Origin of the sequence: Commensalibacter sp. A3DC, from assembly GCF_047307945.1 — a bacterium.
GTDB classification, from domain to species: Bacteria; Pseudomonadota; Alphaproteobacteria; order Acetobacterales; family Acetobacteraceae; genus Commensalibacter; species Commensalibacter melissae.
Genome location: NZ_JAXOQA010000042.1, coordinates 1 through 17,089, shown reverse-complemented (window position 1 = coordinate 17,089; position 17,089 = coordinate 1). Strand labels below are relative to the sequence as shown.

The 17,089-nt window shown below is 38.0% G+C and carries 15 protein-coding genes; 8 read left to right on the top strand and 7 right to left on the bottom strand.

The features are described 5' to 3' along the window. The 6 genes from U0839_RS06190 to U0839_RS06165 all read left to right on the top strand — a co-directional run. On the top strand, positions 1-1,681 hold a 1,681-nt coding region (locus tag U0839_RS06190; RefSeq protein WP_413550300.1), incomplete at its 5' end, for a ShlB/FhaC/HecB family hemolysin secretion/activation protein. 81 nt (positions 1,682-1,762) lie between these two features. After that, the gene (locus tag U0839_RS06185; protein ID WP_413550299.1) at positions 1,763-2,674 is read left to right on the top strand and encodes an NUDIX hydrolase; all 912 of its coding nucleotides are present in this window, start codon (positions 1,763-1,765) and stop codon (positions 2,672-2,674) included. A 132-nt stretch (positions 2,675-2,806) separates the two neighbouring features. Beyond that, positions 2,807-3,709 (top strand): quinolinate synthase NadA, encoded by a 903-nt coding sequence (nadA, locus tag U0839_RS06180; protein ID WP_413550301.1) that lies wholly within the window; start codon positions 2,807-2,809, stop codon positions 3,707-3,709. Next, a complete protein-coding gene (locus U0839_RS06175; RefSeq protein WP_413550298.1) occupies positions 3,706-5,226 on the top strand; it encodes an L-aspartate oxidase in 1,521 nt (506 codons plus the stop codon). The genes nadA and U0839_RS06175 overlap by 4 nt, the downstream gene beginning before the upstream one ends. Positions 5,227-5,283: 57 nt before the next feature. Further along, a complete protein-coding gene (nadC, locus tag U0839_RS06170; RefSeq protein ID WP_413550297.1) occupies positions 5,284-6,135 on the top strand; it encodes a carboxylating nicotinate-nucleotide diphosphorylase in 852 nt (283 codons plus the stop codon). A 28-nt stretch (positions 6,136-6,163) separates the two neighbouring features. Beyond that, complete coding sequence (locus tag U0839_RS06165) at positions 6,164-6,748, top strand: DapH/DapD/GlmU-related protein (protein WP_413550296.1); 585 nt, start codon at positions 6,164-6,166, stop codon at positions 6,746-6,748. Positions 6,749-6,828: 80 nt separating this feature from the next. Here U0839_RS06165 and U0839_RS06160 read toward each other — a convergent pair whose 3' ends face one another. After that, positions 6,829-8,037: a transglycosylase SLT domain-containing protein gene (locus U0839_RS06160; protein WP_413550295.1), complete on the bottom strand. Its 1,209-nt coding sequence runs from the start codon at positions 8,035-8,037 to the stop codon at positions 6,829-6,831. Positions 8,038-8,173: 136 nt separating this feature from the next. Then, positions 8,174-9,073 (bottom strand): LysR family transcriptional regulator, encoded by a 900-nt coding sequence (locus tag U0839_RS06155; RefSeq protein WP_413550294.1) that lies wholly within the window; start codon positions 9,071-9,073, stop codon positions 8,174-8,176. A gap of 131 nt (positions 9,074-9,204) precedes the next feature. On the opposite strand from U0839_RS06155, the gene metE reads away from it, so the two are divergent. Then, a complete protein-coding gene (gene metE, locus U0839_RS06150; protein ID WP_155564996.1) occupies positions 9,205-11,502 on the top strand; it encodes a 5-methyltetrahydropteroyltriglutamate--homocysteine S-methyltransferase in 2,298 nt (765 codons plus the stop codon). 183 nt (positions 11,503-11,685) lie between these two features. Beyond that, positions 11,686-11,892, top strand: a complete 207-nt coding sequence (locus tag U0839_RS06145; protein WP_110439407.1) for a hypothetical protein — start codon at positions 11,686-11,688, stop codon at positions 11,890-11,892. Between the two features lie 54 nt (positions 11,893-11,946). Here the strand turns inward: U0839_RS06145 and U0839_RS06140 are convergent, their stop codons facing one another. The 5 genes from U0839_RS06140 to U0839_RS06120 form a co-directional block, all read right to left on the bottom strand. After that, complete coding sequence (locus U0839_RS06140) at positions 11,947-12,372, bottom strand: DUF1489 family protein (RefSeq protein ID WP_155564997.1); 426 nt, start codon at positions 12,370-12,372, stop codon at positions 11,947-11,949. 19 nt (positions 12,373-12,391) lie between these two features. After that, complete coding sequence (gene hemW / locus U0839_RS06135) at positions 12,392-13,591, bottom strand: radical SAM family heme chaperone HemW (RefSeq protein ID WP_155564998.1); 1,200 nt, start codon at positions 13,589-13,591, stop codon at positions 12,392-12,394. Next, positions 13,591-15,699 carry a potassium transporter Kup gene (locus U0839_RS06130; protein WP_155564999.1) on the bottom strand — a complete coding sequence of 703 codons (2,109 nt, stop codon included), beginning with the start codon at positions 15,697-15,699 and terminating at the stop codon, positions 13,591-13,593. The genes hemW and U0839_RS06130 overlap by 1 nt, the downstream gene beginning before the upstream one ends. A 57-nt stretch (positions 15,700-15,756) precedes the next feature. Further along, positions 15,757-16,464, bottom strand: coding sequence for a YggS family pyridoxal phosphate-dependent enzyme (locus U0839_RS06125; RefSeq protein ID WP_155565000.1), 708 nt, complete (start codon positions 16,462-16,464; stop codon positions 15,757-15,759). Positions 16,465-16,575: 111 nt separating this feature from the next. Further along, on the bottom strand, positions 16,576-17,089 hold a 514-nt coding region (locus U0839_RS06120; RefSeq protein ID WP_413550293.1), incomplete at its 5' end, for a hypothetical protein.

Below are 17,089 nucleotides of genomic sequence, written 5' to 3'. Positions count from 1 at the left end.
CTTTTTATGTTTAAATAACAAGGCTTACGGTTTTGGTAATAACCAGTATTATAATTCATTGCAATATCAAGGATATCGTCAAAGGCAGGAATTAATGGATATGGAATTGCCTTTATCCAACGATATTTCTGTTAATCAGGGCGAGAAATTCAAGCCTCAGATCAAGGGTTGTGTAAAAATCAATAATATTGATATTGAAAATCCGTACAGTCTTTCAAAAGAAAAAATAGACCATATCATTAAAAAATGGAATCATCGTTGTTTAACTGTTTCGGATATAAATACAATCCTAAATATTTTAAATCAGGCTTATCTTAAAACCAATTTTTTGACGACAAGGGCATACCTGCCACAACAAGATTTATCTTCTGGTCATTTGCGTATTGTTATTATTGAAGGCAGGATTGAAAATTTCAATTTTACAGGAACTCCTGAACGATTTCATGAAATGACGGCTTTTCCATGGATTGCTGGTAATGTTTTGGATCTGAATGATTTGAAACAGGGACTGGATAACATGAATCGTTTACCTAATTGGAAAACCTCATTAAAAATCAATAAAGGTCATCAGGATAATACTTCTATTGTTGAGGTGAAAACTCCAAAAGCGGGTTTAATTCATGGCAAGGTGAGTACGGATAACAATGGGCAAAGCATTTCAGCCAGAACGATAGGTCGATCGAATTTTATTGTTACTGATCTTTTTGGTGTATTAGATATGTGGTCATTTGAATATGATCATTCGTTGAATAATCGACAGAGGTTGGGACATAACTCGTTTTTTTCCATGGAGGGTTCCGTTCCAATGGGTCCGTGGTTATTATGGTGTGGATGGTGGCGTTCAGATGATATGTATCATGATGGACCAAAAATCGCGCTGCATCGTGAAGATGTAACACAGAAGGATTTTCATGTTGGAATTTCCAGGGTTTTAACCAGGGATTTAATTGGTGTAACTTCTTTAATTATTTCCTATCAAACAAAATCCTTCATGAATTATAGAAATCATATTCGTGAAAATTATAAAAGCGCACGTTTGTCAATGCTAAATATAACTTTAAGTGAATATACCAAATTGTGGGATCGGGTATGGTATATTAACTTGGGAACTAAAATTGGATTAAATGGATTAATGACCAAGACCTGGATAAATAATTCAGGAAAATATGCACCACATACGCGATTTGTTAAATTTATCCTGGATATACAGGGAGATCAGCCTATAACAAAATCGTTGACTTGGCACACTTTTGTGCATGGTGAATATAGCGACAAAAGTCAATATGATAACGAGCAGATGCAGATTGGGGGACCATATACAGTAAGGGGATTTATACGTCAGAATTTGGCTGGTAATGCCGGTGTTTATATTCGGAACGATCTTTCTTGGACTTTACCAACGGATGATATGCATTGTGGAGATTATCAGGCTTTTTGCGATTTTTTTCTGGATAAGTCAGAGCTTTACGGTTCTTTGGATGCAGGAATGACACGAGCCGTCTATGCTACCCCTTATCATGTTGATAAGCCAAAAGTCGGTAATATCGGGAGTGGAGGAATAGGGCTAAGAAAAAAAGATGGAATTTTTATGTGGGATGCATCGGTGACGCATGCCTTTACCCCGTCTATTCTTGCGCCAGAAGGATGGATTGCTGGTTTTGCGTTTGGTATAAGCCTTTAAATTTTTTTATAGATTAAGAATTTTCTTTAAAATATCATTGTTAAAGATGAATTTAACAAGATAAATGGATAAAGGAAATATATGTCTGCAGCCTTGACCCAGACCGAATTGATTGCTGTGTTGGTATCAATTATAGATTATATGCCTTATGTTATGACAATTCATAAGGGATCAACGCTTCCATCTGGTTCTTTTGAGCCGGGACATCAAAGTTTACAAGCTGGATTGCGCGCTTGGATTCATCAACAAACACGTTATCCCGTCGGTTTTTTGGAACAACTTTATACTTTTGCCGATCAAGACCGCATATATAATCAACCTCAAGTTCGAACCATTTCGATTAGCTATCTTGGACTTGTGCGTCATCAAGATTTCAGTCTAAACGAAACGGAATGGCATGGTTGGTATGAATATTTTCCATGGGAAAATGAATTAAAACCAGCTGTAAAAAATATACGAGAAACAATAATCGGGGCTTTATATGAATGGCAGAGCCGGAAAACGGAAGATACGGAACAAACAAAACGTCGTATTGAATTTTTATTTGGTCTCAATGGATATGTCTGGAATGAAGATCTTATTTTACAGCGCTATGAATTGTTATATGAGGCAGGCTTGGTTCCGGAAGCAGGGAATAGATATCTAGAAAGGAAAGATTTTGCTGGTCAGGGTATGTTTGCTGATCATCGACGGATTTTAGCTACAGCAATTGCGCGGTTAAGGGCACAAATAAAATACAAGGCCCTGGTATTTGAACTAATGCCGACAGAATTCACTTTGTTGCAATTGCAAAAAACCATTGAACGTATCATAGGGCGTTTTTTGCACAAGTCTAATTTTAGGCGAATGATTGAACAACAGAATTTGATTGAGGAGACTGGTCATATTACTGACCAGTATCGTGGCAGACCTGCAAAGCTTTTTAGGTACCAAAAGTCAATTGTTGATGCCAGAGCAATGTCCGGATCAAAATTGCCATTGGTAAGGAATTGACATTCTTTATATTTTAAGGATAAAATGGCATATATATACTCAAATTGAGTATAAAAGGAGAGTGACATGCGGCAGGGACTACCTGATTATTTAGAAAATAAACTGGGCAGAATTGCTGCTGCCCCGGAACGAATGAGTTTAACAAAAAAAATTCAACGTGTTAACCAGCTAAAAAAAGAACGTAATGCGGTTATTCTGGCGCATAATTATCAAATTCCAAAAATTTTTCATACGGTTGCTGATATCGTTGGGGATAGTCTTGCTTTGGCACGGGAGGCTGAAAAAATTGACGCGGATGTCATTGTTGTGGCAGGCGTACATTTTATGGCAGAAACGACAAAATTACTCAACCCTGATAAAACAGTTCTTATTCCCGACTTGAAGGCTGGTTGTTCTTTGGCTGAATCTATTACGGCAGAGGACGTCATGGGATTACGTAAGAAATATCCAGGTATTCCTATTATTACGTATGTGAACACTTCAGCGGCGGTTAAAGCGGCTTCGGATATTTGTTGTACATCAGGGAACGCCAAAAAGGTTGTTGAAGCGCTTGGAGTTCCGAGGGTCATCATGATTCCTGATGAGTATCTGGCACAAAATGTTGCAAAACAAACCAACGTCGAGATTCTGACATGGAAGGGGCATTGTGAAGTTCATGAACGGTTTACACCACAGGAAATCAAGCAGTTGAAAGCTGAATATCCAGAGGCTGCAATCCTGGTGCATCCTGAATCCCCTCCTGAGGTGATTGAAGCGGCTGATTTTTCTGGATCTACGGCTGAGATGTCAGATTTCATCAAGCAAAAAAGATCTGATGAAGTGATTTTGCTGACTGAATGTTCAATGAGTGACAATCTGGCAGTAGTACATCCAGATATCAAATTTATTCGTGTATGTAATCTATGTCCTCATATGCAGCGTATCACATTGGATAATATTTTGACTTCGTTGGAAGAAAATAAATATGAAATCACGATTGATTCATCTATTGCTGATAAGGCACGCCTTTCCATCAAAAGGATGTTGGAAATATGAAAAACATTATGCAGTCACCTGTTGTCGTGATTGGCAGTGGATTGGCTGGATTAATGACGGCATTACAACTTGCGCCATTGCCGGTTTTGCTTTTGACGCAGGGAAAGATAGGACATGAGACATCCAGTATTTATGCGCAAGGTGGAATTGCGGCTGCCAGTCATGAAGAGAAAGACAGCTCCGCGCATATAGAGGATACTTTAAGGGCTGGAGCGGGATTATGTGATCAAAAAGCTGTCGCCACCATATTGGATGATGGAAGAAAGGCAATTGAAGTATTGGAGAAATATGGTGTTATTTTTGATCATGATCGCCATGGCAGGCCTAGGCTCGGGTTAGAGGGTGCACATAGTCATCGGAGAATTTTTCATATTGATGGAGACGCTTCCGGGCAGGGTATTATCAAAGCGTTGACAGAGGCGGTCTTGCGAACCCCCTCAATAACTGTAATGGAAAACACCATTGCGGTTCGTCTTCTAAAGGATAAAAATAAAATAAGGGGAGTAATAGCCCAAATAGAAGGTCAATTCAGGTCAATCGTGACATCCACTATTGTGTTGGCCACCGGTGGTATTGGCGGGTTATTTGAGGAAAGTACAAATCCTCTGCAAAATTATGGTCAAGGTCTGATTTTGGCGGCTGATATTGGTGCTGTATTAGCTGATCTGGAATTTATTCAGTTTCATCCAACCGCACTTGATGCAAATATTTTTCCAAAGACTTTAATCAGCGAGGCGGTTCGTGGGGAAGGGGCTGTTTTGGTTAATAGTGATAACCAACGGTTTCTGGCCAATACAGAAGGACAGGAATTGGCATCCCGTGATGTTGTGGCAAGAGCAATTTATCATCAGACTATTCAGGGTAAAAAAGTTTATCTTGATGCCAGAAAGGCTTTAGGAAAAGGTTTCAAGACACGTTTTCCAACCATTGCACAGTTATGTCATCAAGTCGGTATTGACCCTTCAATGGATTTGATTCCTGTCAAACCCGTTGAACATTTTCATATGGGGGGCATTATGACAAATTTGAATGGAGAAACAACGGTAAAAGGTTTGTGGGCAGTGGGTGAGGTTGCTTCTACGGGTTTACATGGAGCAAATCGTTTGGCCAGTAATTCACTGCTGGAAGCTACAGTTATGGCCATGCGGGCAGCCAAGGCAATTTTGTACAGTTATCCTTCCATTCAAAGTAATGATAATGAGATAGATGAAACTGGGATTGTGATTTCTGACCGTTTACCTTTTGTAAAAAAGATAATGCAGAAAGATTTAAATATCATTCGAGATGAGGATACTTTGAGATCGGCAATTCGGCAGTTTCTTACCCTGGTTAATGAATATGATGATCAATATGTTCTTAATCCAGAACAAATTGCCATGATGATAGCAGTGAGTGCGTTCTTGCGGAAAGAATCTCGTGGGGCACATTATCGACAGGATTATCCTGTTACGCTTGAAAAAGCCAATCGATCTTTCATCAGTTTTGATCAGGCATATCAGTATGCCAAGACATTATGATGTTATTATATGAAATTAGTTTGTATATTATAGATTTATCAGAATATAGAGGTGATTATGACGATTCCAGCTTTGCCCCATATACTAATTGAACCCATTATTCGCAATGCGTTATTGGAAGATCTAGGGTTGGCTGGGGATATAACCACTAATGCAGTTATTGATGAGAATCACCATTCCAAAGTGGCGATGGTTTCGAGAGAGACTGGTATATTGTCAGGAGTGGATATCGCTTCAATGGCTTTTACCTTAATTGATCCATTAGTTAATGTAGATTTAAAGAAAAAGGATGGAGATATATTAAAGCCGGGAGATGTGATAGCAATTATTGAAGGGTCATCCCGTGCAATTCTGACAGGTGAGAGAACTGCCTTGAATTTCATGAGCCATCTATCTGGAATTGCCTCGGTAACTCATAAGATTGTCAAATCTATTGAAGGAACCAAAACACAGGTTGTTTGTACGAGAAAAACAACACCAGGCTTACGCCTGATGGAAAAATATGCCGTGCGGTGTGGTGGTGGAATGAACCATCGTTTTGCCTTATATGATGCAGTTTTGATTAAAGACAATCATATTGCAATCGCGGGTGGAATACGTAAGACGCTTGAACAGGCTAAAAAAAATGCAGGGCATATGGTTAAAATTGAAATAGAAGTGGATACGCTGGATCAATTAAAAGAAGTCATGGCATTGGGTGTTGATGCCGTTTTGCTAGATAATATGGATCCTGAAACTTTAAAAGAGGCGGTTGCGATTGTTAATCAACGTGCCATCACAGAAGCTTCGGGGCGTATCAATCCCGATACGGCTCGGACAATTGCTGAAAGCGGTGTTGACTTGATTTCTGTAGGTTGGATAACCCATAGTGCACCTATTCTCGATATAGGACTTGATTTTATTTCGTGATAGATGAACTAACAAAGGCTTTCCAGTAATGGAAAAGGATCATTTTATGCAAATGGAGGAATTCATTACATACTGTCAGGCCGGACATTCCATTTCCACTGACGAAAAAGAATTGATGCAGCTGTTATACCAATGTGCCTTTGAAGCGCAAAAAATAATAATGGAATTAAACAATAGCTTTCATACGCAAAAAGAAATCGTTGATATTTTCAGTAGTCTGACAGGAAAAACTGTAGATTCATCTTTTGTTTGTTTTCCTCCTTTTTATACTGATTTCGGTAAAAACATTCATATTGGTAAAAATGTATTTTTTAATACAGGATGTTCTTTTCAGGATAGGGGAGGAATCCTTATTGGTGATCACAGTGCTATAGGCATGAATGTTACGATTGCCACATTAAATCATGGTTTGGATATAAGAGATCGTGGTACGACATATCCATCTCCTGTTAAGATTGGAAAATATGTTTGGATAGGCTCGAACGTCACAATTTTGCCTGGTGTTACCATTCATGATTTTTCAATAATCGGTGCCGGTGCTGTTGTAACTAAAAATGTACCCTCTAAAAGTGTTTATGCAGGTGTGCCGGCAAAATGGATAAAAAGTATATAAAGATATATATGATGCATCTACCGCCATTGACCATAAAATTATTGAACAAATTCAAAATAACTGAAAATTACAATTTTGTATTATTGAACAGGAACACAATTCATTCTTTTTATTTTTAGCAAATTACAAGCCTGTAAGGCTGTTGCATAGCTTAATCCTCCTAATTTGGCTCGGTATAATGTTTTTCCGTTTTTCTGAACGGTTTCAATATTTGGATACGCCAGGACCAGTAAACTGGCGGCTTTTTGTTTTGCGATTGCAATTGCGTGATTAGCTAAATCTGCAGATGTAAAAGCTCCAACCTGAATATTCCAGTTACCTTTTGTTGATATATAATAATGTCTACTGCTAGGGGAGGTTCGAATAATAGAGGGTGCTTTGGGTTTTGCTGAATAATAAGCATTGGATGAAGTTGAATTGTTATGGACATTTGCATCATATGCAGGATGATAATTGGATGGAACAATCATGATTGGAGGTTCATTGGCATTATCTGATGCAATTGCATGTTCATTATCTTTGACAATGAATTTTTTAAGTTCGTTTTTACTTTCAGAAGGCATAACCTGTGCTGTTGTAACCATTTGAACGGGGCTGTAGGTTTTCGGTGAGTAATAAGCCTCGAGTGGTAATGGGGTACGAGTATTTTTTTTGGCGTAAGGTCCGCCAAAAATTGCAAAAGGTCCACTCATAGGTACTGAATTCCCCAGATTGGGAGTGACGGAAATCATGTAGTTTTTGGTTGCCTTTGGCAATGCGGTTCCTCTTTTTAGATAGGCATCCAAAGTTCCGGGTCCACCATGGTAAGCTGCAACAAAGCCGGGGGCACCGTATTTATTATATAAGGTGCGGATATATCCTGTTCCAGCCATGATATTATCATGCGGATCATATACGTCATTTCCCAAATTATAGCGTTTTGCTAAATCTTTATAAGTTGTTGACTTGATTTGCATCAATCCCTTTGCTCCATGAGGTGAAGTGACTGGCCGTTTGTTATAATATTGATATCCTCTCGTTTCCTGTAAAATGATGGCCCGTATCCATTGATCAGGAACATTGAAACGTTGTGAGGATTGATTGATATATGGACCCCACGGATCAAGAGGGGGACCCGGAGGGTTCCATTTTTTAGGATAGCCAGGCATGTAATTGCTATATCGTGAAGAAATGCCTCCTTTTCCATTATAAGAATGCTTTCCTCCACCACAGGCAGAGAGGCAAAGCAGGAAAAACAAAAGCAAAAATTGCATTGGAACATAAAAATTTTTGCAAATTGTTTCCTGCATGGTTTTTTGATTTCTTTGAAAAATACCGACTATAAAATTTAAGTTTCAGATGGTAACAGATATAATCATTTTTGTTAAAAACTATTCTATGATATTTGGTCAGAAATTGGAGATTATACAGTTTATTTTGAGTATTTCAGGTCGACATTGGAAAGGATATTTGTTTGGATAGCTGAATAAAAGCATCAAGATAATTAGTTAATTGGTCGGCCTTGCGTATTCCAATAAATAACTGTTTTGGAATTCCTTTTTTTCCCAGTTTGATAGGAAAGATTTCAAAGCGTTCTTTATTTTCCTGTACCAACCAATGTGGTAGAGCCGTAACGCCTCGATTATTTTCAACCATTTGTAAAATTATATCCGTTGTTTCAATTGTTTTATGACGACGTGGCATTATACCCTTTGGTGCCATAAAGAGACTATATATGTCCAGTCGATTTGGTTCTACAGGATAAGTTAAAAGAGTTTCTGAGGACATTTGTTCTGGAGTGATATAAGGTAAATTTCTGAAAGGATGTGAAGGTCCAACAATTAAGATCTGTTCATAATTAAAGACAGGTTCAAAATGGAGGTCAGACTTAATAATCGGGTCAGGCGTTATTAAGATGTCTATTTCATAATTCAGTAGCGCCCCTAAACCACCGAATTTAAATTTTTGTTTGACATCGAGTTCAATCTGAGGCCACTGTTTCAAGTAGGGTGAGGTAACTTTAAGCAGCCATTGATAACAGGGATGACATTCCATGCCAATCTTTAGACTGCCAATACTCCCCTGCGCAAATTGTTTCAATTTTGATTCATTATGTTCGATCTGAGGTAATATGCGATGGGCCAGCGTCAATAATTCCTGTCCCGCCTGAGTTAGCTGCATGTATTTTCCCTCCCGTCGCCATAGGCTGACCTGCAAATTTTGTTCGAGTTTCCGGATGGCGTGGCTTAAGGCGGATTGTGTCAAACACAAATTGACAGCCGCGGCAGTCATTGATTTTTGCGTTTCGATTTCCTGAATGATTTTTAAATGAATGATCTCAATCATGAATGCAAGATTATATCCTATGAATAAAGTTAATGGATCGATGAAATAATATCATTTTATTTTATGCTGTTATCTGAATAGGGTGTTTAGAGCAAAATCCGATGTTGAATAGGCAAGTAAAGGAATAAAAAATGGTAACAGTACATAATCTAGGATTTCCTCGAATTGGTGTAAAGCGTGAATTGAAATTTGCGCTTGAAGCGTACTGGCAAGGAAATATTTCCTCAGGTGAATTGGAACAAACAGCCCAAAATTTACGGAAGTGTCATTGGCAGAATCAAAGTAAACTCGATCTTGTTCCTGTTGGGGATTTTTCCTATTATGACCATGTTCTGGATACAAGTTTTCTTTTTGGTAATATTCCATCACGTATTCAACAACAGCAAGGGGAAAAATTAGATCATTATTTTCAGGTTGCACGTGGACGTTCGGGTGGAAAAAATTCTTGTCTTTGTCACGTTGCGGCAGGTGAGATGACTAAATGGTTTGATACAAATTATCATTACATTGTACCGGAATTCACAAAGGATACACGGTTTGTTTTAAATAGCCAGATTTTACTAGATCAATTGAAGGAAGCGAAAAAGAAAGGTTTAAAAACAAAAGTTGTATTGTTAGGACCAGTAACCTATTTATGGTTGGGAAAAGAACAGGATAAAAGCAACAAACTAGCTTTGTTGCCTGCACTTTTGGAACAATATCAAGCATTATTGCAAGAGTTGGCAGAACAGGGGGAAAGCTGGGTTCAACTTGATGAACCAATTTTGGTGACAGAGCTTGCAGAAGAGTGGAAAAAGGCACTTGTTTCTGCCTACAAGGTTTTGAAACAGGCACCAATCTATATTTTGTTGGCAACCTATTTTGGAAAGTTAAAAGAAAATATAGCTTTATTGCCAGAATTGGGGGTGCAGGGGTTCCATATTGATGCCATAAATGCGCGTGATGAAATTCCTGCCATAATTAAACAGCTAAAAGATAAACAAGTCCTTTCATTGGGAGTTGTTAATGGGCGTAATATCTGGAAGACGGATTTGAATGCTACGCTTGAATGGCTAGAGCCTATCTACGCTATATTAAAAAAACGATTGTGGCTGGCCCCCTCATGTTCATTATTACATGTTCCTGTTGACCTGGAACGTGAAAGTAAAATGGATGCGGAAATTCGTTCATGGCTTTCTTTTGCGATACAAAAGCTTGATGAAATTACTGTTTTGGCTAAAGCTCTAAATGAAGGAAGAGAGTCAGTAAAAGAGGCGTTATCTAGTAACCAGGCTTGTCTGGATAACAGGCGTCAGTCAAATAGAGTTCATAATGATAAAATTAAAAAACTATGTCAATCGATAACATCGGAATTGGGAAACCGGAAAAGTGCCTATGCCGATCGTATGGAATTACAGCAAAAAATCTTGAATTTGCCATTGTTGCCAACAACCACAATTGGTTCATTCCCACAAACTCAGAATATACGCCAGATCAGAAGTCAATTTCGTAAGGGTGAACTTTCCTTGAATGAATATGGCAATCGTATGAAAGAGGCGATTGCTTATTGTGTCGAACAGCAGGAATCACTGGGATTGGATGTTTTGGTTCATGGCGAGCCAGAACGGAATGATATGGTGGAATATTTTGGTGAATTGTTAAAAGGATATGTTTTTAGCCAACAAGGTTGGGTTCAATCTTACGGTTCCAGATGTGTAAAACCCCCGATTATCTTTGGAGACATTAGTCGTCCTGAACCAATGACGGTTGAATGGATTACTTACGCCCAATCTTTAACGGCACAACCGATGAAGGGCATGTTGACGGGACCTGTAACCATGTTGAACTGGTCATTTGTAAGAGATGACCAGCCACGTTCGGAAACCTGTTATCAATTGGCTATGGCGATACGTCAAGAAGTGTTGGATTTGGAAAAGGCAGGTATTCGCATTATTCAAATTGATGAGGCGGCTTTACGGGAAGGATTACCCCTGCGTCGTTCAGAATGGCAAAAATATCTGGACTGGGCAATTCGGTCTTTTAGAATAACAGCGAATGGAGTAAAGGATCAAACGCAGATTCATACCCATATGTGTTACTCAGAATTCAATGATATTATTGCTGCTATTGCCCAGATGGATGCTGATGTCATTACAATTGAAACCTCACGCTCTCACATGGAGCTGTTAAAAGCGTTTGAGGAATTTGAATATCCAAACAGCATTGGCCCAGGTGTTTATGATATTCATTCTCCCAATATTCCAACAGTAGAATCAATTGTTCATTTAATTCATCAGGCTAAAAAATATATTCCTGTTCAAAGGTTATGGATTAATCCAGATTGTGGCTTGAAAACACGTCAATGGTCAGAGGTTATTCCTTCATTGAAAAATATGGTACAGGTAGCGCAGATCTTGAGAGAGGAATATAAAAAAAAACATATTAAATAGATATTGAAAAGGACTGATCAATAAAAGATCAGTCCTTGATTGTTATTTAATAGATTTCTAAAAATATATCGGAAGGATTGAAAGTAATTTTTTTGGCGAATTGAATAATAATAGATTTTGTTTTATGATTAACTATATTTAATGGTTCAATGTTATTTTCCTTTTTTAAGGAGGGGAGTAATTATGACTAAATTAACATCAAAACAACGTAAATCTTTACCAGATCAGGAATTTGCATTGCCTGATGAGCGTAAATATCCCTTGGATACAAAAAACAGAGCAAGGAATGCCAAAGCAAGGGCGTCTGAGGAATATCATAAAGGCAATTTAACAAAAGAACAGGAAGAAACCGTTGATCGTAAAGCTGATCAAGTTTTGAAAGAGAAATAATATACAGAAGAATAAACCATATAGGGTTATAGATATTGGTTAATTATCGATTTCCTATCCAATAGGATCAATCAATCCTAGAGTTTCCAACTCTTTTCTCAGCTTTTTAGGTAATGCTGCTGATATATTTGTATGGCTTAATGGCAAATCCTTAGGCGCATCAGTGTTTTTAAGATATCGCCATCCCTGGAAAGGGCGAATTGGAATGGAAAAGGTACGAATTATTTCTGAATCAAGAATAATTTGAATGCAGGGATTTCCGTTTTCCCGTTGACCTGGCAGAAAATCAACAATTTTCTGTCGGCAACATAAAGTTCCGTTAATAACCCGGTATAGGGAACCATTTTTTAAGATTTCATCGGCCTGCTTCGGCATAAAGCGTGTTAAAGTGTATGAATTTCCATTGTTATTCACGGCCATTTGTTCATTAATAATTTTCAAATGCGCAATATCTTGGATACCAACTGCAACCTTCATCATGTGTAACAAAATAATATTCCTATTTTACCAAGATATCTAAAATAGCATTTAACCGCATGCTTCCTGTCGGGGTTGTTTTCAACCGTTTTTGGTCCCAAAAGATATAATCTTCTTCTACAAGCGCTTCTAAGATTTTCATATCGATTGCATTGGTTAAAGTCATATTGCATTTTTTTTGAAAGGCAATAGAATCAACACCCTCTTTCAAACGTAATCCCATTAATATCATTTCACGGGCCTTGTCGATTGAATTCAAGGCTTCCTTGATAATTAGGGCGTTACCATTTTTTTGCACTAATTCAAGCCAAATTTTAGGATTTTTCTTACGTTCTGTAGCATATAAAACAGCATTTTCTGTAATTCTGCCGTGTGCTCCCGGCCCAATACCAATATAATCCTGATAACGCCAATAGGCAAGATTGTGCCTGCTTTCCGCACCAATTTTAGCATAATTAGAAATTTCGTAATTATACATACCATATTGATGTGTCATTTCTTCCGTGGCAATTAATAATTCACTACTTAATTTTTCATCAGGGAGAGATAATTTCCCCTGTTTTTCATATTTGGCAAAAACTGTTCCTGGTTCTATTGTCAACTGGTAGAGTGATAAATGATCATGAGCCAAATCCAGTGCCATTTTTAATTCTTTCTGCCATTCGGAAAGGGTTTGTTCCTCACGTGCATAGATAAGATCAAAAGAAATCCTCGGAAATAGGCGTTTGGCAAGTGTTAAGGCGTCAATTGCCTGCCTTGCATCATGTTGACGACCTAACCTTTGTAGTGCTTGTTGGTTAAGACTTTGGATACCAAGGGAAATGCGGTTAACACCTGCCTGTTGAAAATCTTTTAACTTTTGGATTTCAACACTGGTTGGATTGGCTTCAAGGGTGATTTCAAGGTCCTCAGTAACAGGTAAATGGTTGATGGCATAATCAATCAATTTATGCACTGTTATAGGATCCATTAAAGAGGGGGTGCCACCACCAAAAAAAATTGAGGTTAACTTATAATTTTCAATATTTGAAATAGCATGACGTAATTCCTGAAGCAAAGCATGTGCATAGGTTTCCTGTGGAATGATTTGGGCAACATGGCTATTGAAATCGCAATAGGGACATTTGGACAGGCAAAAAGGCCAATGGATATAAAGAGCCAAGGGATCAGGCTTATGTTTTCTTGTCTTTTTTTCCAAATTTAATAATTTTATTTCATTCATCAAACAGCAATACGGACTGAAAGTTCAACAACCCGATCCACGGGAATTCTTAAGAAATCGGTAATCGGGCTGGCATTACGTAACATGAACATGAATATATTCATTCGCCATTTACTCATTTTAGAAATAGGTGCTCTTACAATTTGTTCCCTTGTTGTAAAATATGAAGCTTGTAAAGTATCAAAGAATTTCAGGTTGGGTTGAGTTTTCATCAGTTCAAGAGCACGGGGCAAATTAGGCATTTCCATAAATCCATATCGAATTATCACTTGATAAATATTGGGTGCGAGTTGCCGCATTGCAATACGGTGCCCACGTTCCGCCTCTGGTTGTTTCATATTTTCAATAGTTACAAAAAATACATGTTCATGTAAAACTTTGTTGTGCCGAATGTTATGTAATAGGGAACTTGGAACAGAAAGAGGGTCTGGTGTCATGAAAATGGCAATACCAGGAACCCTTGTTAAATGGGATTGAGGTAGGCGGTTTAAAAACGAGGCGATTGGTAAAGCATTTTGTGCCCGTTTATTATAAACCAGGGTACGTCCTTTATTCCATGTTGTCATGAGGATGGTCAAACAAATTCCCAATAATAATGGGACCCACCCGCCTTGTGGAATCTTCAGGGCATTTGCCGAAAAGAAAGTGACATCAATGATAAAGAAAATTCCAAATGTACATGCGACTTTGTATATCGACCATTTGTAAGAACGGTTAAAAACCACAGAGGAAAGAATAGAGGTACAAGTAAAGGTTCCCGTAACTGCAATTCCGTATGCAGCGGCCAATGCATCAGAGGATTGGAAACTTAAAATCAATAAGAGGGACCCTATCATTAAGGCATTATTGACTTCAGGAATATAAATTTGTCCCTCTTCTTGTGCATTGGTATGTCGAATACGCAGCCTTGGAAAATATCCAAGTTGGGTTAATTGGCGTGCAAGTGAAAATCCTCCTGAAATTCCGGCCTGACTGGCGATAACAGTTGCAAATGTGGAAAGGATAACCAGAGGGATATTAAACCAATGAGGAGCCAAATAGAAAAACGGGTTTTCCAGAAATTTGGCATTGGAAAGAATTAGGGCACCTTGTCCAAGGTAATTTAAAGTCAGACAAGGAAGGACAAAACAGATCCAGCTGTAACGAATTGGACTTCTTCCAAAATGTCCCATATCAGCATATAAAGCTTCAGCACCTGTTACTGCCAAAACGACAGATCCAAGGGCAATAAACGCCATCCAACCGTGATGGATAATAAATAAAATCGCATGATGCGGAGAAAGAGCCAAAAGGATATAGGGATATTTCAGAACCTCATAGGCACCCAGAAAACCTATAGTCGCAAACCATATAAGCATGATTGGACCGAAAATTTTACCTATATGTTCAGTTCCCTTGCTTTGAAAACTGAATAATGCAACCAGGATTATAAGGGCAAGGGGAATGATGAAATTTTTTGTCTCTGGAAGAGAAACTTCCAGACCTTCAATTGCTGACAAAACTGAAATTGCCGGGGTAATCATTCCATCTCCAAAAAAAAGACAGGTTCCTGCAATACCGACAATTCCCAGAAATATTTTTCCTCTGGTTGTTTTTGATACACGTTGAGCCAAGGACATCAATGCAAGGATTCCACCCTCTCCATTATGATCAGCGCGCATAACCAGCGTTACATATTTAATTGTAACGATTAATATTAATGCCCAGAAAATTAAGCTGACAACACCGAAAACCTCCCAGGATTTAATATTGCTGTGATGATTGGATACAACTAAAATTGTGGAACGTAGGGCGTAAATAGGGCTTGTCCCGATATCACCATAGACAACGCCCAGAACAGTCAACAAAATAGCCAAACTTAATGGTCTGATTTTATGTTCTGGTTGATCGGTTCCGAATTCTGTAACTTGGTTTTCCTGATCCAGAGATGGTAATACCGCAATCGTATCTTGTTTATAAAGTGTATCTGATGGAGTTTCATCCTCATTTTCTATTTTTGAAGGGGTTTTTCCCTCGATGATATTGATATCATCCGTACTTACGCTATCATTCTCTTCTTGGTTTGCTTCATTATCAGGGTTGATGTTTTCCTCATGAGAAGAAAGCATGATATATTACTCCACCTAGGTTGCAATTGCGGTAAATATTAAATTTGCAGCTGTTCATTATTGGAATGAATTATTTTTAGGATTTAAAGGGCGTGTTCCAAATATTCCAGTTCCCACCCTAACATACGTTGCTCCACATGTAATGGCTGTTTCAAAATCATTTGTCATTCCCATTGATATTTCATTCAGACCAAATTTTCTGGCAAGATTGGCAAGTTTTCTAAAATGAGGAATAGGGTCTTCATGAACGGGGGGAATACCCATTACACCCTGAATTGATGATCCAAACCGTTTCCTGCATAATGAAATAAAATGATCCGCATCTTCGGGAAAAATTCCTGCCTTTTGCGGTTCTCTTCCTGTATTGATTTGGATGAAAAGAGTGGGGGACCGTCCTGTTTTCTGAATGGCTTTTTCAAGCGGGTCGAGAATTGACAGGCGGTCAACAGTTTCAATAGTATCCGCGATTTTAACGGCATCCAATAATTTATTGCTCTGGATGGGACCTATAATGTGCAGTTTAATATCTGGCTGTTCCGATAAAATGGGTGCAAATTTCTTTTTTGCCTCTTGAATACGGTTTTCACCAAATATCAACTGTTTATCATTGAAAGCTGCATATATTGATTCCATGGGATGAAATTTTGAAACGGCAACAAGTCGAATATCATTTGGTTTACGTCCAGCTTTACAAGCAGCCTGTTGAATTTTATCCCGTATAGAATTTAAATTTCGGCTTATAATTTTTTGGATTGAATCATGCATTTAATAAATTATATAAAATTAGAAACACATTGTATCATACAGTATCGGTAAGTTATTTCAAATAGGATTATTTTCATTGAAGTATTTAAATTAATCCTCACGAATTGGATTTTATTCCCATTCCCGTTGTCTAAGCTGAAGAATGGAAGTGTTTTTCTTAATATACCTGTTTTTTAAGAAAGAATAAAAGTACCAATCCTTGAGAAAAAAAGGGGTGTATTCATATAGAAACTTTTCCATGCGGCTCCAGCGAATATTTTTATGTTTTGTGCGTCTTTCCGATGGAATACACCAATGTTTTGGAGAGTAATAAACTTTACCAATTTTTAAAAGTCTATGAATAACCTCATGATCTTCAAAGACATAAGGCCATAATTTTTGATCAAATCCCCCAATTTGCTTTAAACTTTTAGTACGAAAAGTCTGTGCATATCCTCCAGCATGACATTGCTTGGGCATTAATTTTGATTTTAAATATATTTTCCGACATCGTTTTTGACTTTTGCGATTTTTAAAGGGCTGATAAATATCACAAGCCATCACGGCAGAATATTCCGGGTGACTTTCAAAGATCTGATTACAAAATTCCAAATAATGTTGAGGATAGTAAGTATCAGCATCCATG